Genomic DNA, 23746 nt, shown 5'->3' on the forward strand with positions numbered 1-23746 from the left:
AACGGGGGGAGGGGGAGTCAATCGCAGGCGGGCTAATCGCGGTGTAGTCAATGAGCGTAAAAGAAGGGAGATGAAGATGAAGACTTATGCACTGGTTGGCACCGGTGGCCGTTCGGGGATGTACCTGGAAGCGATTGCGACCACCTATCGGCAGTCAGCGCGTCTGGTGGCGCTCTGTGATACGAACCAGACGCGTATGGATTATGCCAATCGCAATCTGGAGAAGTGGGGCTATGCGCAGGTAGCGACCTGGAAAGCCGCGGATTTTGAGACGATGATCGCGCAGCATCGTCCTGACATTGTGATCGTCACCAGCGTGGATCGCACGCACGATCGCTACATCATCCGCGCGATGGAGTTGGGCTGTGATGTCATCACGGAAAAGCCAATGACCATTGATGAAGAGAGCTGTCTGGCGATCGTTGATGCCGTAGAACGCACCGGTCGCGATCTGCGGGTAACGTTTAACTATCGCTATGCGCCACATCACAGCAAGCTGCGCGAATTAATCCTCAACGGTACGGTCGGTGATGTCTTCTCAGTGCATTTCGAGTGGCTGCTGAATACGCAACACGGCGCTGATTATTTTCGCCGTTGGCACCGCGACAAACGCAACAGCGGCGGGCTACTGGTCCATAAATCCACTCACCATTTCGATTTAGTCAATTTCTGGCTCGATTCCGTGCCGGAGTTCGTTTTCGCCCAGGGTGATCTGCGGTTCTACGGTAAGGAAAATGCTGAGCAGCGCGGCGTGAGCGAGTTCTATTCCCGCTGCCATAACCAACCGGCTGCACGCAACGATCCTTTCGCGCTGCACATGGAGGAGCGGGCGATGCTCAAAGAGCTCTACCTGAATGCAGAGCATGAGGATGGTTACCTGCGCGATCAGAGCGTGTTCGGCGATGGCATCAGCATCGAAGATACCCTGGCGGTAATGGTGAAGTACCGCAACAAAACGCTGCTGACCTACTCCCTCAATGCGTATCAGCCATGGGAAGGGTTGAATATCGCCTTCAATGGCAGCAAAGGGCGGCTAGAGATGAAGCTGGTCGAAAACTCCTACGTCAATGGCTGGGGAGAGCGCAAGAACGAGGGCAGCCTGATGGACTGCGATATCACCTGGTATCCGATGTTTGGCGCGCCGGAACGTATTGAGGTGGCCTATGGACAAGGAGGACACGGTGGTGGCGATGCACTGATCCTGGAAGAACTGTTCGGCAATCCAGGACCCGATCCACTTAAGCGGCTAGCTGACAGCCATGCCGGAGCCATGTCCATTTTGACAGGGGTGTGCGGAAACCTCTCGATGCAACGTAATCAACCGGTATTTATCAACGAATTGCCTGTGGGCAGAAAGCTGCTGTCACGGCGAAACAGGGAGCAATAGCAATGGCGAAAGGCGATGTTTATCAGCTAGAGTACCATGAGTATATCGATGAGGATATCGGCGCACGGGTGACACGATTGACACCCCCGAACGTTATCTGCCACCGCAATTATTTTTACCAGAAATGTTTTCTCGATGAAGGTCGGTCACTGATTTTTGCGGCGGAATTCGATGGGTTTCGCAACTACTACCGGTTGGAACTGGCTAGCGACACAGCTAACGCAAGGTGCAGGTGATAACACGTTTGGCGGATTCCTCTCTCCTGACGAGCAATACCTCTATTACGTGAAGGGAGAACGCGCGCTGATGCGAGTTACCTTGATGGATTTGTCCGAGGAAACCGTCTATCAGGTGGCGGATGAATGGGTAGGTTATGGCACCTGGGTGGCCAACTCTGCCTGCACCAAGTTGGTGGGGATGGAAATCCATCGTGATAGCTGGCGGCCCGTCAGTGACTGGACGGTGTTTCAGCAGTTTTATGAAGAAAATCCGCTCTGCCGCGTGATTCGCATCGATTTGCAAACGGGTGATCGCACCACGCTATTACAAGAAAATCAGTGGTTAGGACATCCGATTTACCGTCCTCATGATGATAATACCGTTGCATTTTGCCATGAAGGGCCACTGGATCGGGTAGAAACCCGCATGTGGCTGATGAACGAAGATGGCAGCCATATTCGCCGAGTCAAATTGCCGGCACCAGGGGAAAGTTATACCCATGAATTTTGGGTACCAGATGGTTCTGCCATGATGTATGTCACCTATGTGAAGGACAGCCCGGTGCGCTATTTGTGCCGGGTTGATCCCGATACGGGGGCCGATGAAAAGATTGTTGCCATGCCGCCGTGTTCGCATGTGATGAGCAATGACAATGGGCAGTTGGCGGTTGGCGATGGTTCCGGCAAGCCCATTGATATTGTTGACAATGACAAGTACGGCGATGCGACAGATCCCTATTTATACCTCTTTAATTTGAAGCACCAACAAACCCACAAAATTGCCAAACACAGTAGTTCATGGGCGGTGCTGGATGGCGATCGTCAGGTTACTCATCCGCACCCGTCTTTCACGCCCGATGAGAAACAGGTGTTGTTCTCCTCAGATAAGGATGGCAAGCCTGCGTTGTATCTGGCCTGTATTCCCGACGCTATTCTTCGCGCTATTCAATGATAAATAAGAGGATTTATCTATGTTGATGAAACCAGTCACGCTTGCCGCAGCCCTGTTGATTGCCACATCCGGTATGGCGTACGCGGAAAACGTGGAGTTGAGATTTTCCTGGTGGGGAGGAAACAACCGCCACCAGGTAACGCTTCAGGCGATAAAAGCGTTTGAACAACAGCACCCAGAATATCAAGGTACAGGCGGAATACTCGGGATGGGAAGGCTATTTATCCCGTTTTACCACCCAGATTGCCGGCGGTCAGGAGCCGGATGTCGTCCAGACCAACTGGAACTGGCTGCCGATTTTTTCTAAAGATGGGAATGGTTTTTATGATTTGCGCAAAGTGGCTAAAACGCTGGATTTGACGCAGTACGATCCCCAGTCGCTGGAGAGTGTGTCGGTTGCTGGCAAGTTGAATGGTATCCCCGTGGCGGCCACCGCACGTAGCTTCTACTACAACCAGAAGCTATGGCAAGATATGGGGGTTACCTACCCCAACAGTTGGGATGAACTAAAAGCAGCGGGTAAGGCGTTCAAAACCAAGGATGAAAACAGCTATCCGCTGGTGCTGGATTACATGGAGTCGTTAACGCTGTTGCATTCCTATATGGTGCAGAAATACAACATCTCCGCGATTGACGATAAAGCGGGGAAATTCACCTATACGCCAGCCCAGTGGGAAGAGTTCTTCCAACTGTATAAAGATTTGGTCGACAGCCATGTTTTCCCGTCAATGCGTGTGCTGGCCTCCTACGGAAAAGCCAATACCTGGGAGATGAAGCCCTGGATTAGCGGGCAATGGGGGGGATCTACATGTGGAACACCAATGCCACCATGTATGAAGCTAACCTACAGCCCCCTTATAACAAACTGGATCTTGGTCCTTTCTTTATGCTGCCGGGAGCCAAAGATGCGGGATTGTTCTTCAAACCAACCATGATGCTCAGTATCGGACGTTCCACCAAACATCCTGAAGAGGCCGCTTTGCTGGTCAATTTCCTGATGAATGAGACCGCGGGTGTCAAGGAGATGGGGTTGGAGCGCGGTGTACCGCTCAGCAACATGGCATACCAGCAATTGGTTCAGGATGGCACCATCAAGGAAAACAATATTGTAGTGGCCGGACTGAAATCGTTTATGGCCTTGCCGCATGCCATTCCGACGCCTCCCCATTTTGATAATCCGCAGTTTGTGGCGCTGTACCATGAAACCATCCAGAAAATCGATCAGGGGAACCTGTCCGTAAAAGACGCGGCATCTTCCTTCGCAAAAAGTGCCGATCGCATCCTGAAACGTGCCACGAAATAACGCCCTTAAAGCAAGTAATGAACGCCCCGGCCATGCGCCGGGGAATGCGGTTTCATCGAGATAGTCAAGGTACGGAACACGATAATGATTACGTTTAGTGCAACACTGACTTGCCAGTACGACGCGCCCTTTTCTCCGTTTAGCGCGGCCGATCTCAACAGAGGCTTGGCATGGCTGAAAGCGAGTGAATTTGACGCCGCGGATCTGTGTATTTCGGATTATCAGGGGATCGATATTGCACGGATAGCTGATGCGTTAGCCTCGCACGGATTGAGCTGCACCACCATTGCCAGCGGGCAGGCGCGTAAGCGAGAATGGCTATCGCTGCTGGCACAGGATCCGGAAATCCTGCGCCGTACGCGCCAGCGTATTTTTGAGCATATCGATGCGGCAGCGGTACTGGGATCTTATGTCACGATTGGCTCGTTGCGTGTGGCGGATACGGCATTGAGCGCAACACGTTATTGCCAGCGATTGGCACAATGGCTCTCCCCTTGTCTGGACTATGGCACGCACACGGCGTGACACTGATCATTGAAGCACTGAATCGCTATGAGGCCGAACATCTTAATAGTGCAGAAGATATGATGCAGTTTCTTGACCTTATTGGCTCACCGCCACAGGTTGGCATTCTGTGGGATGTGTTTCATGGCAACATCGAAGACCGTGATTTTGCGCAGGCCATAGCATTGATGGGGTCTCGCTTGCGGCATGTGCATTTTGCTGATTCTAAACGTGCTTTTCCTGGCTATGGTCACTTGCCGTTTGATGATATCTACCGTCAATTACGGCAGTCTCATTATCAAGGCGCCATTTCGCTAGAGTGTCTTTGCCGACCGTCTGCTCAGACGGCGATTGATGAGTCTGGGTTTTATTCGGCGTTTGCGTCAATTGTAGCGCACATAAGCAGACTAATAGTCTGGTCTTTAAGCTGAGGTATGGTTTAGCATCGGTATTAATTATATCGACTAACGGAGTCTTACGATGAATACGCGTACCATGGCGATATTGCTGACGTTGTCCTTGAGTGGTGCAGTACAGGCTGATGCCACATCATTTTTGGTACAGCAGGGGTTAGCGGGCAAAACGGTTGAACAAATGGTCAACACCATTGACCAATCGACACAATCGCGGTCTCTGCCCTATTCTGCATCGATCAATGCGACCCAATTGATGCTGACCCAAGGGGAGCAGAAGTATGTTTATCCGCTGGGCGACAAGTTTTATTTGTCGTTTGCACCCTATGTGCAGCAAACACACCCTTGCTTTAATCACAGCTTGTCTGGCTGCCAGGGAGAACTGGCCAACACGGCATTCAACGTCAAAATTACTGACAAGCAAGGCACTGTTATTGTGCATAAAAACGTGACGAGCTATCAGAATGGTTTTGTAGGAGTCTGGTTGCCGCGCAATACCGAAGGGACCATTGAGGTAACCTATAAGGGACGTGTCGCTCAGGCACCGTTTGCCACTTATGATGACAGCCAAACTTGTATGACCACGCTACGACTGAAGAGCGTCTAAACACACTGCCGATAATTCCACCTCAGCGCGTATGCTGGGGTGGCTATCACCATGCCGTATCGGCTTTGGTGATACAGCGGTTGCTCCTGTATTTTTTCTTCCTTTTCTGTTACACCTGATGATCTTGTCATCGCACGGTAAATCCGCAATGTCTCTGTTAATAAAAGCCATTATTGGCGCTGTAATTGTTATGCTGATTGGTATTTTGGCTAAGACCAGACACTACTATATTGCGTGGCTGATCCCGCTGTTTCCGACCTTTGCCTTAATTGCCCATTACATAGTGGTAACAGAGCGCGGTACAGAAGCGCTGCGAGCCACCATTCTGTTTGGCATCTGGTCGATCATTCCTTATCTGATTTACCTGATATCGCTCTACTATTTTACTGCATCCATGAAGCTGCCGTTGGTACTGCTATCCGCAGTGGTCTGTTGGAGCGCTTCTGCGTTTGTATTGATCAAAGTCTGGGCGCACTTCTATAACCAGTAGGGTATATCCCGCGGCGATCAGGTTTCTTAAAGATGGGCGCGGATATTACAGAAAGATGGCTTCATTGCTATTACTGCGTCTTCTGCGTGATTTCTTTCTGTTACAGCAAAACGTCGCGTCCTCTGAAGGTGAGGATGAGGCGGTCAGAGCCAGGCTGCGATAATCGTTACTCAGGATCATGGCGCAAATCTTTTCCCACGACACGATATCGTGCTCCTCGGTAGCGCATGCCTCTTCATCCGGTATGCACGTCAGAAAGCCGCGCGAACGGTGCCAACTGAGGTACTGAGCGATGTTGACGCGGAATTGATCTGCCATTTTCTGCGGCATTGAGTTCAAGAGAAATGTGGCATGGTTTTGCCATGCCCCTTCGCTGGGTTTGCGGGCGTTGTCACACGGGCTAGCGCGGCTAAACGTGGCCTGCTGCAGATGGTCTGCCTTACACGGAAAAATTTCTGTGGTTTGTTGTTCGAAAGGCTCCTGTATTTTCATGTTGCTGCGTGGTGCGCCTGAGCGATACATGGGGTCATACAAGGGGTTGTAAGGCGCTTTTGACAGGCTGTTAAATAACCAGACATCTTGCGACTGCCAATCAAACAGAGGATAGAGCGTATGAATCTGGCCGCTGGTCTCTGATGTAGACAGGAGTTCGTTGCCATCTTCGCCATAGCTTTTTTGTGTCGGTTGACTATCGTTATTGGCGTCCTCGTTGGACAGTGTTCCCATGACGAAGGCGAGGGTTTTTCCAGAGGAGAGCCAATTCAGAAACCCAGAGGTAAAATTGCTCTCTGCCATCGCATAATGGTAAAACGGAAAGAGATGTTGATCTGTAATAGTGTCTGCTGGGGGAATTCTCCACCATTCAACGTTATCTTCCCACGATATCCAGGTGCGTGAGTGATAGGGCTGGTTATTTTCAGTTGTGAGCGGCAGCGCAATCCAATAAAAATGTTCAATTACCTCGCGATATAGCTGTTTCAAGCGTTGTATATGCGAAATAGTTTGCGTATATTGAGCTTCCTGATCAATAAACAATACTGTGATTTTCTTACCGTGAGCTTTAGCAACCGTAGCGGCGAGGTGTAATAATACTGTTGAACTTTTCCCTCCAGATAAGGAGATACACACTTTTTCATAATCACTGAAAACGATATCAAGGCGTAATAACGCTGCATCAAAAACGTTGGATATGGAATGTGGCTCTTTCATCTCATTGGCCCTGGCGGTAAAGTTTTTTCTGGGTTGCCGACTGATAGCGAACTGTGACGTTTTTATATTTTGTATAGCTAATGTAAGAAATGAATCTCGTTATCATGTTTGTTAAAAATAACATGTTGACAAAAAGATCTTTCTTCTCTGTTCTGCTCTAACCATTTGATATGTTGTTATTTATTTAGGGTTGATGAATGTGATAACCCTCTGCGTGTGTATTTTTATGGTCGTTAATATAAACTTTTTTTGTCATTTTTCGCTCAATTAATTGCAAATTTTTATAGGGAAATAGTCATGACTTAGCGGTTATTAATGGTTTATTTATTTACTATTTGATAATCGTTGTAATTTTCAGCCAGGGAGCTAGGTACGTGTCAGGCAGAATTTAGTGTTTTCAATGCGCATTTCTATCGTCAAGTCTGAGATATATTTTTCTTTCTTGTGTCTTAAATGAGACGGTGACCGAGTAGGAGCAGACAGGTAGAATCGATTTGGTTTTGTTTTTATTGAATGTAAAATGTCTGTATTCTTTGACATTGACTGATCTCTTTCAGGATATCGGTGAAAATCTCGAATTCTTGGGCTGATATCAGCAGGTATTAAAAACAAGAATTATCTGAATTCATATTTCATTCTTCTGTGATATCGTGCCATATTTTGCTGATGTTTTTTGTGCTGTGAGTGAATTGTTGGCTTCTTGAGTGTCAGGAAAGCGTTGCATTAACGTTGTCCTTGTCACTGAACGCTGCTGCGCTGAGAACGAAAAGACGAAAGCCTCCCGGCAAGGGCTCAGTGAGATTAGGGAGAATGTTGGCGTTTTTGCTAAAGGGCGGCCGTATTGAATGAAGTGATGTGTGTTTATCGCATGTCATGTACTACTCGGTATAAAAATGGCTTACCACAACGTCGTGAGATGACGCGCCGTAAATTAGCTTTTTAACCTAGCGGTAAGCACCATCATTATATGTGATTCCATGTTTGTTAAGGGCGAGAGATCATGTAAATGCAGTACGCTATAGGAGCATGTTTATAATAACCATTAGTGAAAGTATCCCACTTCACTATCTTGATACTTGAGCTACACTTGTTTTAGGTCACCTCGTAGATTGGTGCTCTTGTGCAGAGAAGAAGAATATTCAAATCCTTTCCGCTATAGCTGGATGCGATCTGAACCCGTAGATGTTCATTCGCGTCTTTTCATGATATCGGTCTGGTTGCCCTTTTTTGGATTAGGCAACTTTAGGATGATCAACGTTACGCCTGTGCGGCAAGTGAGAAAGTTAAATCTCGCGATGAATACGTAGCGGAGGATTTATGGTAATAAATAACGTCTTGCTCTTTGGTCAAGATTCGTTTTTCTGTAAAACAGTGTCAGACATATTGCTGAAAAAACATTCAATACGTACATGTAAAAAATTATCGTCAATTTTTCACTCAACTTGTTAGTGATGCCCCATCTCTTATCATCGTGACGGATGATATCTTGGATTGTGAAAGGAAAAGAGAACTCTTCAAGATCAAATGCTATTCGTTGGGTGTGAGAGTCCTGCTGTTCACCGAGGGGTGTGTAGATCTTAGTATTAGTAAAGATCTGTCTGTTGTCTATAAGAGAAACCCCTTCCATCTCTATGAAAATATTATTGATCTGTTTTTTGCGGGTTACCGACTCATTGATTCGAAAGTGGTACCTGATAAAAAGGTGACTATACAGAAAGTGCTTAGCCCAAGAGAAAATACCATCTTGTCTATGATGACTGGCGGTGTAAGTGTCAGGGATATATCAAAGTAATTGAAAATTAAAGAAAAAATAATCATGGCCTATAAGCGCCGATTCTTCGCAAAATTGGGTGTGAGAAAACTTCGAGACTGTATTATACCTTAATCAGAGTTTCACTATGCCAAGTAATATTGTTTTCTATGATTTGGATTCTTTCTTTGTTCTTGGTGCCAAGGCGCTGCTTGATACCTTTGAACCAATTTATATTGCTGTAACACAACAAGATGTCATCGATCTTTTGAAACGGCAGAGTATCGATATTCTCATTATTGATCCTTCGCAGAGAATCTGGATTATATCTAAGGATTTTTTAGCCTCAGTCCGTTCTGTTTCAGAAAAAACAAAGATTGTTTTCTTAATTGAGAGTAAAAATAAAAGCAATTTTTATATCAATAGACTCTGTCCGCATTTGGTAATAGAAAAAAATATTAACCCCGCCATTTTTGTAAAGATATTAGAATTACTTAATATCAGTATCTATGCTAATAAAATATGATGTTATCATTTTTATTCGATTCAATTCTTCAACATGAAGACCGTTTTTTAAGATAAGGTAAGAATCTAGCATGTTATATAATTATGAAGACAAACGCTGCCGATTGTTTGAAGAAAAATTGAGCAGTAAGACAAATATATTGAAAAGTCATTTGTTGCCTCATATGGTGAGGGTGAAAAATACCAAGGGTAAACAGGATTTAATGTCATTTTTCTATGTATCATCTGGATTTATCTCTGTGTATAGAAAAAATGAAGATATTCTTCTTGGACATCTACACGCCCCCGTTTTTTTTGGTGTTAACTTTTTGTATGAAGCCTATTTTCCCGTTTATTTTACTGGAGGCCATGAAACAGTTATTTATCAAGGTGATGTTAATAAATTAAAGGAAATAATAAAAGAGAACCATCTGGAGGAGTGTCTTATCTACGTTATGCTTGCTAACCTGAACGAATTATACCGAAGGGACTTGATATCCGGGAAATCTGACGGCTATCAAGTGATAAGAAGCATATTATTGCATTGTATTGATAAACCTCTGGATTTTAGAATGCAATTTGGCATAGCCTCGATTATTATCAAATTAACAGGGTTGTTCCGTAGCCATGTCATGAGAATTCTGTCCGAGTTGAAAAAAGGGGGATATATTGAAACAAAAGAATGGAAGCTTATCTCGGTTTCCGATTTGCCAGAAAAATTTTGAATGAAAAAGCAAGTTATTGTTTTGATTATAGTTACATCTTAATGTTGTATTTATACAATAAATGATTCTAATCAATGAGTTGTAATTTTTTATCTTTTTATTTATTTGCTCATAATCTCATGGTGGTACTGGGTCATTTTTTGAAAGAATTATCGCTGAGTTTGTTCTACTCTCCTACTGAGTGATTATCGAAACGCTATGATGGTAAGACTGGGTTATAAGAATAGTTTCATGATTTGATGATGGTGTGTCTCTATTTTTATTTACCTGTCATTTCCTGTATTCATTATTTTCGGAATTACAGGTGAAGTGCATGCTTATGCGTGATTCTTTTTGCCATTTACTGCGATTTTTAAGAGCAAACCCTATTTACTCGCGGCGTGTTTTCTTGTTTATGTTAGCTCTGGGCGCCCCGATTTTCTCTTCATATGCACAATCTACTCATCAAATTTTCACTGATCCCGAGCACCTTTCTTTCCTACCTACTACGCTATATACGTTGAAAGTAGGTGAGTCACCACAATCCGTGGCAAAAAATCTGCATGTCAGTATGGAGGTATTGCGAAAATTAAATGAATCTCGGCGTTTCTTATATGAATTTGATGATCTTCAACCTGGTGAAAAACTGATTATTCCAGCGTTGCCTTTGGCATCAAGCAGCATAGATTATCATCGTACCGAGCCTTCCCTGCTAATTCCAGATAATGAACGTTCGTATAAGGTTGCCCAATTAGCCCTCCTGGTTGGCCCTTTTCTTGCGGACGATCCAAGGCGCAATACCGTTATTACCGAACTGCACCGTATTGCTATTGATCAGGCGGGCAGTGGGTTTCAGCATTGGCTAAGTCGTTTTGGTACTGCTCGCGTGCAACTCGATGCGAATAATGCCTCTTTGCTTAAAAAATCTCAGGTTGATTTACTGCTTCCTTTACGGGACCGGCAGGACAATCTTATTTTCACCCAGGGCAGCGTTCACCATATCGATAAACGCGTGCAGGCAAACCTGGGTTTAGGCATGCGCCATTTCACGCAGAGCGCTGTGATAGGGGGCAATGGTTTTATCGACTACGATTTTTCCCATCATCATGTGCGTGCGGGGATTGGCGTAGGGTATTGGCATGACTTCCTAAAACTGGGTGTGGACAGTTATTTACGCCTTAGCAACTGGAAAGCGCCTTATGGCAATGAGCGGGAGAGCGTCCTGCGAATGGGTGGGATATTCGCACGGAGGCCTTTTTACCTGATTGGCCCCAACTTGGTGTGAAACTACTGTATGAACAGTTTTATGGTAAGCAGGTGGTTCTGTTTGGTAAGGACGATCGCCAGCATAATCCTCATGCGATTGGCGCGGGCGTAAGCTATACCCCCTTCCCACTGATGACCTTGAGCGCAGAGCAGCGCAGCGGGAAAGCTGGCAGCAGTGATAGATGCTTTGGTTTGCAATTTCACTATCAGTTTAGTCTGCCTTGGGGGCGGCAGCTTGATCCTGAAGCGGTTCGTTCGACTCGCCGTTTGCCGAGGCAGCGTTACGATCTTGTTACGCGTAAAAATCATCTGGTGCTTGAGTACCACAAGGTGCAACGCCTCTTTTTAAGCATGATCCGCGCAGTAGATGGGTATTCCGGAGAGCAAAAGCCGCTCAGTGTTGAAGTGAATGCCACTGATAAACTCGCTCGCCTGGAGTGGTCTGCACCGGCGTTGATCGCTGCTGGCGGAAAAATTTTGCCGCGTGGATACCAAAATTATGCAGTGGTGTTACCCGATTATAAGGACGGCGGTCAACCCCAGAACTGCTATCGCGTTTGCGCCGTTGCTGTCGATACTCAGGGACATCGCTCGAATCAGGCGAAATCCTGGGTACGCGTTCATGCGCCCGCAATGGCTATGATGCGTATGTCATCGGATACTGCTCGCAGCGCGTTTTCGGTGATGCCGGCTTCAGCCGTGGCAAACAATACGAGCAGTATCAACATCGTCCTCAATCTAAAAGACAGTAACGGTAGATCCCTGAGCAACATGGCCAGCCATCTTTCTTTCCGGGTACTAAATCAGCAGGGGGAGAACCCCCTGCTGGTGAAGTGGCTCTCAGTGCAATCCGTGAAAGCGGGGAGGCTGGACGTTATATTGCCACGGTAAGGGGAACGAAAGCAGGCGTGTATTCAGTAACGCCACGGCTTGATGGCGTGGCGATGGCATCATTATCGGCAAGATTTGCGCTTAAGGCCGATGTGACGACTGCCAAGGTCGAGTCTCTGTCTGCGGATAAATCCTTACTGGCAGGTGATGGCATTGATTATGTTCAGTTTACTGCCTTGATTAGTGATGCACACGGTAATCCTGTTCCTAATGTCGTAGTACAATGGCGTCATTCATTTGGTCACTTGTCAGCCAGCAAGACACTAACATCTGCGCAGGGTATCGCCAATGCCAGCTTAAAAAGTGTTGATAAAGGTAAGGTAACGGTTACCGCCGCTATTAACCATTCCAGCGTGAGTGATGTCAGCGTCAAGACCATAGGATTTATTGAGGATTCCTGGGATATTGCGAGCGAAGGTGTCAGATATCGCTCGGTACCGGTCAAGGGGTATTCATCACTAGGAGTTGTCGCAAAAGCGCCGACCCTTGGCCCCCAGCAATTGGTCTGGTCATCACGTAACGATCAGGCTTTAGTAGCGACGTTGATGAATCAAGCGGATGAAAATCGCTATACGGTGAAATTCAGAGGATATCGCCACTCTGGCTGTAAGCTCAGGCCGCTCAATGACGCGATTAGCTGTGCCAAGGCCGGGAATGGTATGGATGCTGAGCTGGTGTTCTCGGCAGACGATAATGCAGCCTTGCCGCCAGGGAGTTACGTGGGTGATATCCATTTCTCTGCGAGAAGTGGCTCAGGAGATTTTGAGGTGGAATACTTGCTGCATGTGGCGTTGCAGATTGTCAGGTAGTTGCCTGTCCAGGGCTGTCAGCTCGCTGTTACAAATGAAGATTCTTAACGAACTGGAATAACATTCTCCACTAAGTCACGTAAATGCTGTGCTAATTGATCGACGGTTTTCTCGCCAGTTGCTGCCTCTACCGTTAAGTTTTCCAGCATAGTGTCGGTATTACGAATTCTGATACCGTTACGGTAGCGGGAGGTCATGGTAACAAAAAACGCAGTGCGTTCATTCCCATCGTTAAAAATCTGTCCATGAGCGATCGCGACCCAGTAGGTGGCGGCGAGCTCAAAGACATCGGTAGCACCTTCATAATGCGTTCTGTTTTGCACCCGATAGATGAGTACTTCAGCCCTGCCGGTAGCAGGCATGCCAGTAACGCCGGGAAGCCGTTACAATATGCGGTTATGGAAAGCGATAACTTCCTGGGCGCTGATCCCTATCATCGGTTTATCAGCGCTTCAACCGCATGAGCATGACGTTGCATCATCATATCAAACTCGGCATCCAGCTTAGCGTTTTGGTATGCCTCAAATTCAGCCTTGCTGATAATCACTGCTGCGCTACCGTCTCGACGAGTGATTTCAACCGGTTCGCCATGCGTGGCCGCATCCAATACCTCTGAAATCTTGGCCCGTGCCTGCGTTGAGATGTAAGTACGCATGATATGTCTCCTGAAATGTACATTTCAGTTGTACGCTTAGCGCTGTTTGATTCAATGATAAAAATTATATGGTTAGTCATGAGCGTTGATGTTAATCCCTTCCCGTTGTCCGAGAAACGATCTTCGGAAGCGATCAGAACGGCTTGCTTCATTTGTCTTCTAACGATGGGGTTGCTGGCAATAAAAACGCCCTGAAAAGGGCGTTGTGGAATTCAATGTATGCTGCTTGAAATTACTCAATATTCTGGATTTGCTCGCGCATCTGCTCAATCAGCACCTTCAGCTCAATGGCGCTGGCAGTGACGTCGGCGTTGATGGATTTGGAGGCCAACGTGTTAGATTCGCGGTTGAATTCTTGCATCATGAAGTCCAGACGGCGGCCAACGGCTTCCGGTTTTTTCAGGATGTTGTAGGTCTCTTTAACGTGCGCTTCGAGCCGGTCCAGCTCTTCGGCAACGTCAACACGCTGTGCTAACAGCACCAGTTCCTGTTCCAGCCGGTTGTTTTCTAACTGCACCTGCGCTTCTTCCAGCTTGTTGAGCAGGCGTTCGCGCTGCCATTGCAGAATGGTCGGCATGTGTGTGCGCACTTTCACCACTTCGGCACTCACGCCTGCAAGGCGTTGTTCAATGAGCAGTTTCAGCGCGGCACCTTCGGTTTCGCGCGCGGTGATAAAATCATCCAGCGCTTTTTCCAGTGCGGTCATCAACTCCTTGCTGATCGCATTGAGATCTTGCTCTTGCGCGGACATCACGCCCGGCCAACGCAGGATATCAACGGGATTGATTTCCCCCTCATCACCCTGCATTTTGACCCAGTTGGCGGCTTCAACCAGTTGTTTTGCCAACTTTTCATTCAGGATCAAGCAGCCTTGCGCACTCGGGGCGAGTTCAAAACGCAGGTTGAATTCGATTTTTCCGCGCGTCAGACGGGCGCGAATACGCTCACGAATCACCGGCTCCAGACTGCGGAACTGTTCCGGTAAACGGATGTATGTTTCAAGATAACGCTGGTTAACGGAGCGAAGCTCCCACGCGGCGTTACCCCAGCCGCCCTTGATGTCACGGCGGGCGTAGGCGGTCATACTGCGGATCATCGGTATTTACCTGTTTAGCAAGTGATAAGGCGAGTATAACGCGCCCATGGTTTTGCAGGGTAGGATAAAATCAGTTGAGTGGCTGGCGCACAGCAGGATTTCAGAACGCTGCCGCATTATGCCGCGTGAAACAGACCTTCGTTTTGTTGGGCAATCTCCCAGCATTTGTTTTTCATCAGTTGCTTCAGCTGCAATGCGGCGCGTGATTGCGGGTTGTCGCGGCGGCTGATCAATGTTACTTCTAACGGCAGCGGCTGTGCAATCGGTACGATTTTCAACATATCGGCATAGCGATGCGCGGTAAACAGATCGACGATACCCGCGCCGCCGCCTGCCAGCACCATATCGGCAATCACCGAGTAGGTTTTAATATATACCGATGACATCGGTGTCAGTCCTTTGGCGCGTAACGCACGGTGCTGCACCTGGCCTAACGGATCTTGCTGCTGCATCATCAGCAGGTTATTGGAACAGAGCCACTCCAGCGATACCGGCCCGTTCTGCGGGCTGTCTTTGGGCAACACTGCGACCATATAGGCTTGAAACAGCGGCTCTGCCAGCAGGGCGGCAGGTACTTGCTGACCAAAGACCAGCGCAAAATCGAGTTGGTCTTGCAGAATATTTTGACACAGCGTGGAGAAGTGCTCGGTAACCAACTCTACGTTGACGCGCGCTTCTTGCTTGTGAAATTCCACCATGGTTGGTGCAACCACCATTTGGCTAAACGCATGCGCCGCCCCCCAGTCGCACCGTTTGTACCCGATTCCGTCTCATCTGCTCCGTCAGTGAACCAATGGCTTGCAGATGGATGTAAAGCTCCTGTACTTCAGGGATCAAGCGCTGTCCTTCGCGGGTTGCCACCATGCCCTGTGCGCCGCGTTCAAACAGGGCAAATCCCAGTTGCTGCTCAGCGTGGTTGAGCACCCGGCTGACGTTCGGTTGTGAAACGTTCAGCAAGCGGGCAGCACCGCTGATGGCGCCAGCCTGAAGAATAGCCTGGAAGATTTCGATGTGGCGTAAGCGCATGGACAGGTGCTCCGTGTTGGTTAGGTCATAATTTCACCTTGAGCAAATTCCATGCAATATCCACGCCACCCGATACTTTGGCCCGTGGTTATTTATCACAGGTGGCTTACAGTACACGCAACCAGTTGCCGTAGCAAATTTTTCCAGCAATGGGCGATCGTATCCACGCCGTGTCAGCGCCTCGACCAGGATTGGCAGTCCTGCGACATCATGCAGATCTGGCGGCACGGTGGTGCCATCAAAATCGGAACCAAAACCAACGCCGTCTTCTCCCAGCTTGTTCAGCAGGTAATAGACATGGCGGACAATCTCTTCCACCGTGGCGTTCGGGTCTTTCTTACCATCGGCGCGCAGGAAGGCAGTACCGAAATTCACGCCGACAAAACCGTTGCTTTCACGAATGGCGTCCAGCTGTTTGTCTGTCAGATTGAGGGACTGAGCGCAGAGTGCGTGGGCGTTGGAGTGGCTGGCAACCAGTGGGGCATCGCTGATGCGTGCGGTCTGCCAGAACCATTTTTCATCCATGTGCGACAAATCTACCATGATGCGTTTGGCGTTACAGGCTTTCACCAGACGCAGGCCGGTTTCCGTCAGTCCGGAACCGATATCGGGCGAAGAAGGGAAACGAAACGGTACGCCGTCGCCGAAGATATTCGGTCGACTCCAGAGTGGGCCCAGGGTGCGTAAACCCGCAGCATAAAGGATATCAAGCAGTTCCAGATCGGGATCGAGCGCTTCTGCACCTTCAATGTGCAACACCATCGCCAGGGTTCCCGTCGCCATACAGTGACGAATATCGGCAACACTGTGGCAAATTTTGGCTTGTCCTGCGGAGGCAGCCTCAATGCGCAACAGCGCGGAAATCATTGAAAAGGTTATCTCTCTGGCAGATTCCATCGATGGTGTCACGTGGTTCACAAACAAACTATCGTTTTCTGGTACATATTTTGCTGGGTCTTTAGGGGATGGGACATAAACGGCGAATAATCCGCCAGCCAGTCCCCCTTGTCGGATACGCGGCAGATCGATTTGACCCGCGGCTGGGCCTTGTAGAAAGGCACTGACCGCATCCTCCCGGTGGGAGGAGTAGAGGCGTAATAAAACATCGTTATGCCCGTCAAATACAGGGAAAGGGCGTTGCGTACCCGTTAGGAAATTGTTAGACATATTCAAAGTTATCGGCTCAGGATGCGATGAAACGGTATTTGCCCCATTAAGGTGCACGTTGCCCCAAAATGGACAAATGATTGCGCAGGGAATGGATGTCCTGGTGCGTTCATTTAAGCTAATCCCGTTTGGCTATGTCAAGGCTGGATATGAAATAAATCCAATTAATTGTTAAATATATCAATAACTTGATTGGTTACTGCTTACCAGGAGACGTTTTCTCGCCGGTTGTGGCGCCGTACCTTTTTTATCCTATCTGAACCTGCACTCCGCTTTCGCTGCCACGCCTCCCACCATGCTGGTGATGGCGATGCAACTGGATAACATGACCAGCCTTGATCCCCATGAAAGTTTTGAAGCGGTAGGTTCTGAGATTGTGGGCAACCTTTACCAGCGTCTGGTAATGCCGAACCCACTGAAACCCAGCGAAGTGAAAGGTGAGTTGGCCACGCACTGGGAAGTGAGCAATTAAGGGAAGACCTTTACCTTCCATATTGATCCAAAAGCAAAATTCTCTGATGGCACGCCGGTCACCGCAGACGATGCGGCGTTCTCGTTACAGCGCGCGGTTAAAATGGATAAAAGCCCCGCCTTCATCATCAACCAGTTCGGTTTCACCAAGGATAACGTGGATCAGCACATCACCGCGCCGGATGCCAGTACGCTGGTGCTGAACCTAGACAAGCCAGCGGCAGAATCTTTCCTGCTCTATTGCCTCTCTGCGCCGGTGGGCAGCATCGTGCAGAAGAAAGCCGCGCTGGCGAACCAACAGGACGGCGATTTTGGCTACGCCTGGATTAAACAGCACAGCGCCGGGTCTGGCCCGTTCACGCTGCGCAGTTGGAAAGCGAGCGAAAGCATCATTCTGGAGAAGAACCCCCACTTCCAGACTGACAGCAAAATTCAGCGCGTGATCATGAAGCACATTACCGATCCTGCGGCGCAGTTGCTGATGCTGCAAAAAGGGGATGTGGATATCGCCCGCGATCTGACCAGCGAACAACTGCGCCCGATCGCCAACGATCCTGAGTTCAGTGTGATCCGTCGTGACGTTTCGACCATTATGTTAATGTCGTGCAACACCACCAATTAATTACTGAAAAAACCTCAGGTGTGGCAGGCACTGAAATGGGCGATTGATTATGAGGCCATTCAGAAAAACATCATTCCGCTGACGCACCGCGTACATCAGAGCTTCCTGCCGGGTGGCTTCCCTGCGGCACTGGACGATGCGCCATTCCATCAGGATGTGGCCAAGGCGAAAGCGCTGCTGGCAGAAGCGGGTTATCCCAACGGGTTCGAAATCACCATCGATCACTGTTCTGCACAGCCGTATCCGGATATTGCACAGGCCATCCAGACTCAGCTGGGGGCCGTGGGGATCAAGGTGAAGCTTGTCTCTTCTGAAAACCGCGCGGTGTTGACCAAAATGCGTGCCCGTCAGCACCAACTGGCGATCACGGCCTTGGGCGCTGACTATTTCGATCACAACTCGAACACGGAAGCGTTTTGCGTCAATCTCGATAACACGGAAAATGCTCGCAGCCGTACTCTGGCATGGCGCTGCGACTGGTCTGACGAAAAATTCAATACGTTAACCGAGCAGGCGTTGCATGAAAGCGATTCCGCCAAGCGCATTGCGCTGTATGAAACTATCCAGCGTGAGCACCGTGAGCACAGCCCGTTTATTTTCCTGATGCAAAACACCTTGCCGATTGCTTGCCGCAAAAACATCAGCGGTGTGAACATGACGGTACTGCGCGATAACCCGTACGATCAGGTGAAAAAAGCCTGATTCCGATAGCAAAACGTATTCTCAGTACGCTGGGCAGCTTGCTGCTCACGCTGTTGGGGTTGTCGGTGCTGACCTTTTTTATCGGTCGCATCATGCCCACCGATCCGGTGCTGGCGATGGTGGGGGACAATGCGCCGGAATACGTGGTGCAACGTGCGCGTGAAGAGATGGGGCTGAATCAGCCCCTGTGGGTGCAGTTTGGCCGCTATCTTTCGCAACTGTTGCGCGGCGATCTCGGCAATTCGATCCTCACGTCCAATCCCGTGATGACGGATATCGCACGTTTCTTCCCGGCAACGTTGGAGTTGGCTACCACAGCTATCATTATCGCTGCGCTAGTCGGCATTCCACTCGGCGTGTGGGCCGCAGTGAGGCAGAGTACCTGGGTCGATCAAACCATTCGTGTGGTTTGTCTGGCGGGGCACTCGTTGCCGGTGTTTGTGCTGGCACTGATTAGCTTGCTTATCTTCTATGCCGTACTCGGTATTGCTCCGGGACAGGGGCGTCAGGACATCATTTTTCAGGATATGGTGCCGCAGGTGACGGGCTTGCTCACGGTGGATTCGCTGTTGGCTGGGGATTATGCCGCCTTCCACGATGCGCTGGCACATATGGCGCAGCCGGTCTTGATCCTCGCCTATTTCAGCATGGCCTATATCACCCGTATGACGCGTACCTTCATGCTCAATGCGTTAAGCGGTGAATACGTCATTACCGCGCGCGCCAAAGGGCTGTCGTCGCGTCGGGTGATCTGGCGTCACGCCTTTCCGACCGTTGCGGTGCAATTGGTGACCGTATTGGCACTGACCTATGCCGGGCTGTTGGAAGGGGCGGTGGTCACGGAAAACGTGTTCGCTTGGCCGGGGCTGGGCCAATACCTCACCACGGCATTAATGAATGCCGACATGAACCCGGTGATTGGTGCCACGCTGCTGGTGGGCACCGTGTACGTGCTGCTCAATTTGCTGGCTGACATTCTCTATCGACTTTGGGACCCGCGCGTAAAATGATTTTTCCTGTCTCACGAGCATGGTTGCTCGACGAAACGCCCGCGACGCGCCGTCAGGCCATCTGGGGGCGACGTTATCGCTTATGGTTGGGGCTACAGGCTAATCCGATGGCAATGATCGGATTGGTGGTGATTCTGGCCGTACTGGTGTTGTCATCCCTCGCGCCTTGGTTGACGTCTTATCAGTCGGGATTTCAGGATCTGGCAAACCGGTTGGCACCACCTTCCGCTGCCCATTGGTTCGGCACGGATGAATTAGGGCGTGATATCTACACCCGTATTCTGTATGGCGGCCGTACCACCCTCGGTATGGTGATCACCGTAGTAGTGCTGACTGCGCCGTTAGGGCTGCTGATTGGCTGTGTCGCCGGGTATGTCGGTGGCTGGTTAGACAAAACCCTGATGCGCGTAACGGATATTTTCCTCTCCTTCCCTCGCTTGATTCTGGCGTTGGCGTTTGTTGCTGCGTTGAAGCCCGGTGTCGAGAGCGCCATCTTGGCGATTGCGCTGACGGCCTGGCCGCCCTATGCGCGCTTGGCGCGGGCGGAAACCATGCAGTTTCGTCACAGTGATTTTATCGCTGCCTGCAAGCTCACGGGGGTGACGCCGTTGCGCATTATCGTGCGCCACATTATGCCGCTCTGCGTGCCGAGTCTGGTGGTGCGTATCACGCTGGATATGAGTTCTATCATCATCACGGCGGCCAGTCTGGGCTTTCTAGGTATGGGGGCGCAGCCGCCTTCGCCGGAATGGGGCACCATGATTGCTATCGCGCGACGTTTCTTATTCTCGGAATGGTGGGTGCCGTTGGTGCCGTGTATCGCCATTTTCATGACCTCGCTGGCGTTTAACTTTTTGGGTGACGGTTTGCGTGACGTACTGGATCCTAAGGAGCGCTAAATGCTGGTGGAAATTGAAAACTTGCGTATTACGTTTGCGAGTCGCACACAGACGTTTGAAGCGGTACGTGGCGTTTCGCTCAGTATTGGCAAAGAGAAATTCGCGATTGTCGGGGAGAGCGGTTCAGGCAAATCCCTGACGGCGCGCAGCCTAATGCAACTGCTGCCCGGCAGCGCGCGCGTGGAGGCGGATAAGCTCAGCTTTGACGGCATCGATTTGCGCAGCGCGTATGAAAAGACCTTACGTCGCATTCGCGGCAAGCGGGTGGGCTTTATTCTGCAAGACCAGAAATACTCCCTCAATCCGGTGATGACGATCGGTCAACAGATCGCCGAAGCATGGCGTGAGCATAAGGGCGGCTCGCACCGTGCTGCGTTGGCGGCGGCGACCGATTTGTTGGAGCAGGTGCGCATTCGCGAACCGCATCAGGTGGCAGCGCGCTATCCGCATGAGGTGTCCGGCGGGATGGGGCAACGGGCGATGATTGCCATGATGCTGGCCCCAGACCCGGAGCTGCTGATTGCGGACGAGCCGACCAGCGCGTTGGATGCCACGGTGCAGGCCGATATCCTCAAGCTGATCGACGATCTGGTCTCCCAGCGCGGCATGGGGCTGATTTTGATCAGCCATGACTTGCCGTTGGTATCGCATTTCTGCGATCGCGTGGCGGTGATGTATGCCGGACGCGTGGTGGAGATGCTGGCCGCCAAAGATCTCCAGCTTGCGCAGCACCCGTATACCCAGGGGCTTTTGGCCTGCTTACCGTCACTGAAACACCCGCGTGAACGGTTGCCGGTAATGAAACGTGATGAGGCGTGGAAAAACGGATGATTACCTTAAATAACTTGCGTATCGCGTTTGGCGCTACCGAGGTGGTCAAGGGCGTCTCTTTTCAGGTAGAGAGTGGCGGCAGTTTTGGCATTGTCGGCGAGAGTGGTTCCGGTAAATCGACCATTCTGCGCGCGCTGGCCGGTTTGAACGATCACTGGCAGGGTGAGATGTTGTTCGGAGGCATGGCCCTCGGCGCCAAACGCGGGCGGGATTTCTTCCGTCATGTGCAGATGGTGTTTCAGGACTCATACGGTTCCTTGCATCCGCGCCAAACCATCGATCGCATTTTACAAGAGCCACTGCTGGTGCATCGTGTTGACAATGCCGAACAGCGCATTGCCAAAATGCTGGATGATGTTGGCCTGCCTGCCGCGGTGCGTTTTCGTTTCCCGCATCAGTTGTCAGGCGGGCAGCGCCAGCGCGTTGCCATCGCGCGTGCGCTGATTGTCGAGCCGGAGGTACTGCTGCTGGATGAACCGACCTCCGCGCTGGATGTGTCGGTACAGGCTGAGATCTTGAATCTGCTGGCAGATATCCGGCAGGAGCGTAAGCTGACCTACCTGATGGTGAGCCATAATCTGGCCGTGGTGACCCACTTGTGCGAGCAGGTGGGGGTGATGCAGCAAGGAGAGATGGTGGAAATCTTGAGCGCGGAGCAGTTACGTGCCGGGCTGATTCAACATCCTCAACCGCTGAGTTGTATGCATTGAGTATCGCATTGGAGGAACCCGCATGACGCTTGATTTGCAGCGGGCGACGGAGGTGGCGCAGTCCATCACGGCACAATGGCAGGGAGAGGGGCAGCCCGGCGGCGCAATTGCGCTGTTTGATAGCAATCAGTTACGGGCATTAAGCTGCGGTGGTCTGGCGGATTTGGCGCAAGGCACGCCGTTTAGCGCGGATAGCGTGGTGCGTTTTGCCTCGGTAACCAAACATTTATTTGCTTCGCTGGTCACCGGGCCGTTAGCGGACGTTATCGCGCTCGACGACCGATTGGCACAGCATCTGCCCCAACTGCGCGGCCCGAGCGGGCAGGTTACCGTTGGTCAGGCGTTGGATATGACGGCCGGGCTGCACGATTTGCGTGAAACGCTATCGTTGCTCTGGCTATCGGTCTACAACGCCACGCAGTCTGATGATTTGCTGGCGTTTGTTGCCGCACTGGATAAATTAAACTATCCGGCAGGCAGTGAGATTTCCTATTCCAATACCGGCTATCGGCTGGTGGAGGAGGCGCTGAAAGCCAAGGGCATTTTTTTTGCTGAACGCTTGCAGCAGCACATTTGCCAGCCATTGGATATTCACCTTTGGGCACCGAAAACCTGGTTCGATATTGTGCCTGGGTTAGTGCCGTGGTATTGGCACAGTGACGGCGGTTGGCAACTGGCGAGTGCCGGGCTGCATCTGTCCGCGTCCGGCAGCGTGCGTTATTTGAGCACCTGGCTGCAAACGCTGTTGCGCGATTAGGGACCGGGGCGCGGGGTATTGGCGCGCCTGACCGCACCGCGACAGCTAACGGATGGTCGCGTGACCGGCTATGGTTTAGGGGGTGCCCATTCACGCTTTGGTGATGTGCATTGGGTCGGCCACGGCGGTTCTCATGCGGGTTACAAGAGCTATTTTCTTCTCGATCCGCAGCGGGGTATCGGGTTGGCGTTGGTGGCAAACCGTGAGGACGTATCCACCTATGACAGCGCACTGCGCATCATGGCGGCGCTGACCGGGCAAGCGTTACCGCAGCCGGGCCATGCGCTGATGCCAGGGCTGTATGTGGCGGAAAACAGCAGCGAGTGGCTGGAAATCAGTGGCAACAACGCCTGCTGGTTGGGCGCAACCGAAACGCTCTATCCGTCAGGAGACGGAGCGATATCGCTCTCCAGCCATTTGCCGATGCAGTTGCGTCAGAAGGGGGTAGTGATTGAAGGTGAAATAGGCCACGCCGCCAAACGCTTTGTGCTGCCACATCGCGATGATTCTCTCGCTCAAGCGCAAGGCCGTTGGTTCTGCCCGGAATGGCGCAGTGAATGGCTGATTGAAGGCGACCGTCTGGTGATGGGGATTGGACCCTCGGCGCCGGTTGCTTCGCTGGAGTGTCTGGGTCAAGTTCGGCTGTTAGCGACCGCGCAGGATGGCCCGTGGGAGAAACGTTTTGCGTTGCATATCGAAGGCAATAACATGACGTTTTTGCTTAACCGCAGCCGGGTGGTTACGGCGCGACGCGGCGAAGTGAACTGGGCGTAAGCTGAATACGCGGAATGCC

The 23746-nt window shown here is 50.4% G+C and carries 16 protein-coding genes and 8 pseudogenes; 18 read left to right on the forward strand and 6 right to left on the reverse strand.

Features of this window, described 5'->3' with window-relative positions:
- Nucleotides 1-76: 76 nt before the first annotated feature.
- The 7 genes and pseudogenes from JZM30_RS21125 (at nucleotide 77) to JZM30_RS21155 (ending at nucleotide 5874) form a co-directional block, all read left to right on the forward strand.
- Nucleotides 77-1387, forward strand: a complete 1311-nt coding sequence (locus JZM30_RS21125; protein WP_252321204.1) for a Gfo/Idh/MocA family protein — start codon at nucleotides 77-79, stop codon at nucleotides 1385-1387.
- Between the two features lie 2 nt (nucleotides 1388-1389).
- Nucleotides 1390-2557, forward strand: a pseudogene (locus JZM30_RS21130) (oligogalacturonate lyase family protein).
- A 25-nt stretch (nucleotides 2558-2582) separates the two neighbouring features.
- A pseudogene (locus JZM30_RS21135) lies at nucleotides 2583-3860 on the forward strand (ABC transporter substrate-binding protein).
- A gap of 84 nt (nucleotides 3861-3944) precedes the next feature.
- Nucleotides 3945-4385 (forward strand): sugar phosphate isomerase/epimerase family protein, encoded by a 441-nt coding sequence (locus JZM30_RS21140; protein WP_252321205.1) that lies wholly within the window; start codon nucleotides 3945-3947, stop codon nucleotides 4383-4385.
- Nucleotides 4382-4795 (forward strand): sugar phosphate isomerase/epimerase family protein, encoded by a 414-nt coding sequence (locus JZM30_RS21145; protein ID WP_252321206.1) that lies wholly within the window; start codon nucleotides 4382-4384, stop codon nucleotides 4793-4795. Before JZM30_RS21140 ends, JZM30_RS21145 begins: the two co-directional genes overlap by 4 nt.
- Nucleotides 4796-4844: 49 nt before the next feature.
- A complete protein-coding gene (gene cueP, locus JZM30_RS21150; protein ID WP_252321207.1) occupies nucleotides 4845-5384 on the forward strand; it encodes a copper-binding periplasmic metallochaperone CueP in 540 nt (179 codons plus the stop codon).
- Nucleotides 5385-5532: 148 nt separating this feature from the next.
- On the forward strand, nucleotides 5533-5874 hold the full coding sequence (locus JZM30_RS21155; protein WP_252321208.1) for a GlpM family protein: 342 nt from the start codon (nucleotides 5533-5535) through the stop codon (nucleotides 5872-5874).
- Nucleotides 5875-5919: 45 nt separating this feature from the next.
- On the opposite strand, the gene JZM30_RS21160 is transcribed toward JZM30_RS21155, so the two are convergent.
- Complete coding sequence (locus JZM30_RS21160; RefSeq protein ID WP_252321209.1) at nucleotides 5920-7083, reverse strand: phosphoadenosine phosphosulfate reductase domain-containing protein; 1164 nt, start codon at nucleotides 7081-7083, stop codon at nucleotides 5920-5922.
- A 1898-nt stretch (nucleotides 7084-8981) separates the two neighbouring features.
- Between JZM30_RS21160 and JZM30_RS21165 the strand changes: the two genes are divergently transcribed.
- The 5 genes from JZM30_RS21165 (at nucleotide 8982) to JZM30_RS21185 (ending at nucleotide 13007) form a co-directional block, all read left to right on the forward strand.
- A complete protein-coding gene (locus JZM30_RS21165) occupies nucleotides 8982-9359 on the forward strand; it encodes a hypothetical protein (RefSeq protein ID WP_252321210.1) in 378 nt (125 codons plus the stop codon).
- 70 nt (nucleotides 9360-9429) lie between these two features.
- Entirely contained in the window at nucleotides 9430-10062 is a 633-nt protein-coding gene (locus JZM30_RS21170; protein WP_252321211.1) for a helix-turn-helix domain-containing protein, read from the forward strand.
- Nucleotides 10063-10375: 313 nt separating this feature from the next.
- Nucleotides 10376-11326, forward strand: a complete 951-nt coding sequence (locus JZM30_RS21175; RefSeq protein WP_252321212.1) for an inverse autotransporter beta domain-containing protein — start codon at nucleotides 10376-10378, stop codon at nucleotides 11324-11326.
- A complete protein-coding gene (locus JZM30_RS21180; protein WP_252321302.1) occupies nucleotides 11281-12198 on the forward strand; it encodes an inverse autotransporter beta domain-containing protein in 918 nt (305 codons plus the stop codon). Before JZM30_RS21175 ends, JZM30_RS21180 begins: the two co-directional genes overlap by 46 nt.
- 53 nt (nucleotides 12199-12251) lie before the next feature.
- Entirely contained in the window at nucleotides 12252-13007 is a 756-nt protein-coding gene (locus JZM30_RS21185) for an Ig-like domain-containing protein (RefSeq protein ID WP_252321213.1), read from the forward strand.
- 44 nt (nucleotides 13008-13051) lie between these two features.
- Here JZM30_RS21185 and JZM30_RS21190 read toward each other — a convergent pair.
- The 5 genes and pseudogenes from JZM30_RS21190 to JZM30_RS21210 all read right to left on the reverse strand — a co-directional run bounded on the left by JZM30_RS21190 (nucleotide 13052) and on the right by JZM30_RS21210 (nucleotide 16951).
- Nucleotides 13052-13444, reverse strand: a pseudogene (locus JZM30_RS21190) (type II toxin-antitoxin system death-on-curing family toxin).
- On the reverse strand, nucleotides 13441-13662 hold the full coding sequence (locus tag JZM30_RS21195) for a type II toxin-antitoxin system Phd/YefM family antitoxin (RefSeq protein ID WP_252321214.1): 222 nt from the start codon (nucleotides 13660-13662) through the stop codon (nucleotides 13441-13443). The pseudogene JZM30_RS21190 and the gene JZM30_RS21195 overlap by 4 nt, the downstream one beginning before the upstream one ends.
- Nucleotides 13663-13894: 232 nt before the next feature.
- Nucleotides 13895-14758, reverse strand: a complete 864-nt coding sequence (locus JZM30_RS21200; RefSeq protein ID WP_252321215.1) for a YicC/YloC family endoribonuclease — start codon at nucleotides 14756-14758, stop codon at nucleotides 13895-13897.
- Between the two features lie 116 nt (nucleotides 14759-14874).
- A pseudogene (locus tag JZM30_RS21205) lies at nucleotides 14875-15784 on the reverse strand (LysR family transcriptional regulator).
- 106 nt (nucleotides 15785-15890) lie between these two features.
- A pseudogene (locus JZM30_RS21210) lies at nucleotides 15891-16951 on the reverse strand (dipeptidase).
- Between the two features lie 199 nt (nucleotides 16952-17150).
- Between JZM30_RS21210 and JZM30_RS21220 the strand changes: the two are divergent.
- The 6 genes and pseudogenes from JZM30_RS21220 to JZM30_RS21245 all read left to right on the forward strand — a co-directional run bounded on the left by JZM30_RS21220 (nucleotide 17151) and on the right by JZM30_RS21245 (nucleotide 23727).
- A pseudogene (locus JZM30_RS21220) lies at nucleotides 17151-18746 on the forward strand (ABC transporter substrate-binding protein).
- Nucleotides 18746-19756, forward strand: coding sequence for an ABC transporter permease (locus JZM30_RS21225; protein ID WP_252321303.1), 1011 nt, complete (start codon nucleotides 18746-18748; stop codon nucleotides 19754-19756). Before JZM30_RS21220 ends, JZM30_RS21225 begins: the two are co-directional and overlap by 1 nt.
- The gene (locus JZM30_RS21230; RefSeq protein ID WP_252321217.1) at nucleotides 19753-20655 is read left to right on the forward strand and encodes an ABC transporter permease; all 903 of its coding nucleotides are present in this window, start codon (nucleotides 19753-19755) and stop codon (nucleotides 20653-20655) included. Before JZM30_RS21225 ends, JZM30_RS21230 begins: the two co-directional genes overlap by 4 nt.
- Nucleotides 20656-21486 carry an ABC transporter ATP-binding protein gene (locus JZM30_RS21235; RefSeq protein WP_252321218.1) on the forward strand — a complete coding sequence of 277 codons (831 nt, stop codon included), beginning with the start codon at nucleotides 20656-20658 and terminating at the stop codon, nucleotides 21484-21486.
- Nucleotides 21483-22222: pseudogene (locus JZM30_RS21240) on the forward strand (ABC transporter ATP-binding protein). Before JZM30_RS21235 ends, JZM30_RS21240 begins: the two are co-directional and overlap by 4 nt.
- A pseudogene (locus tag JZM30_RS21245) lies at nucleotides 22219-23727 on the forward strand (serine hydrolase domain-containing protein). Before JZM30_RS21240 ends, JZM30_RS21245 begins: the two co-directional pseudogenes overlap by 4 nt.
- Nucleotides 23728-23746 lie beyond the last annotated feature (19 nt).

Source organism: Candidatus Symbiopectobacterium endolongispinus, from assembly GCF_018777385.1.
Classification (GTDB): domain Bacteria; phylum Pseudomonadota; class Gammaproteobacteria; order Enterobacterales; family Enterobacteriaceae; genus Symbiopectobacterium; species Symbiopectobacterium endolongispinus.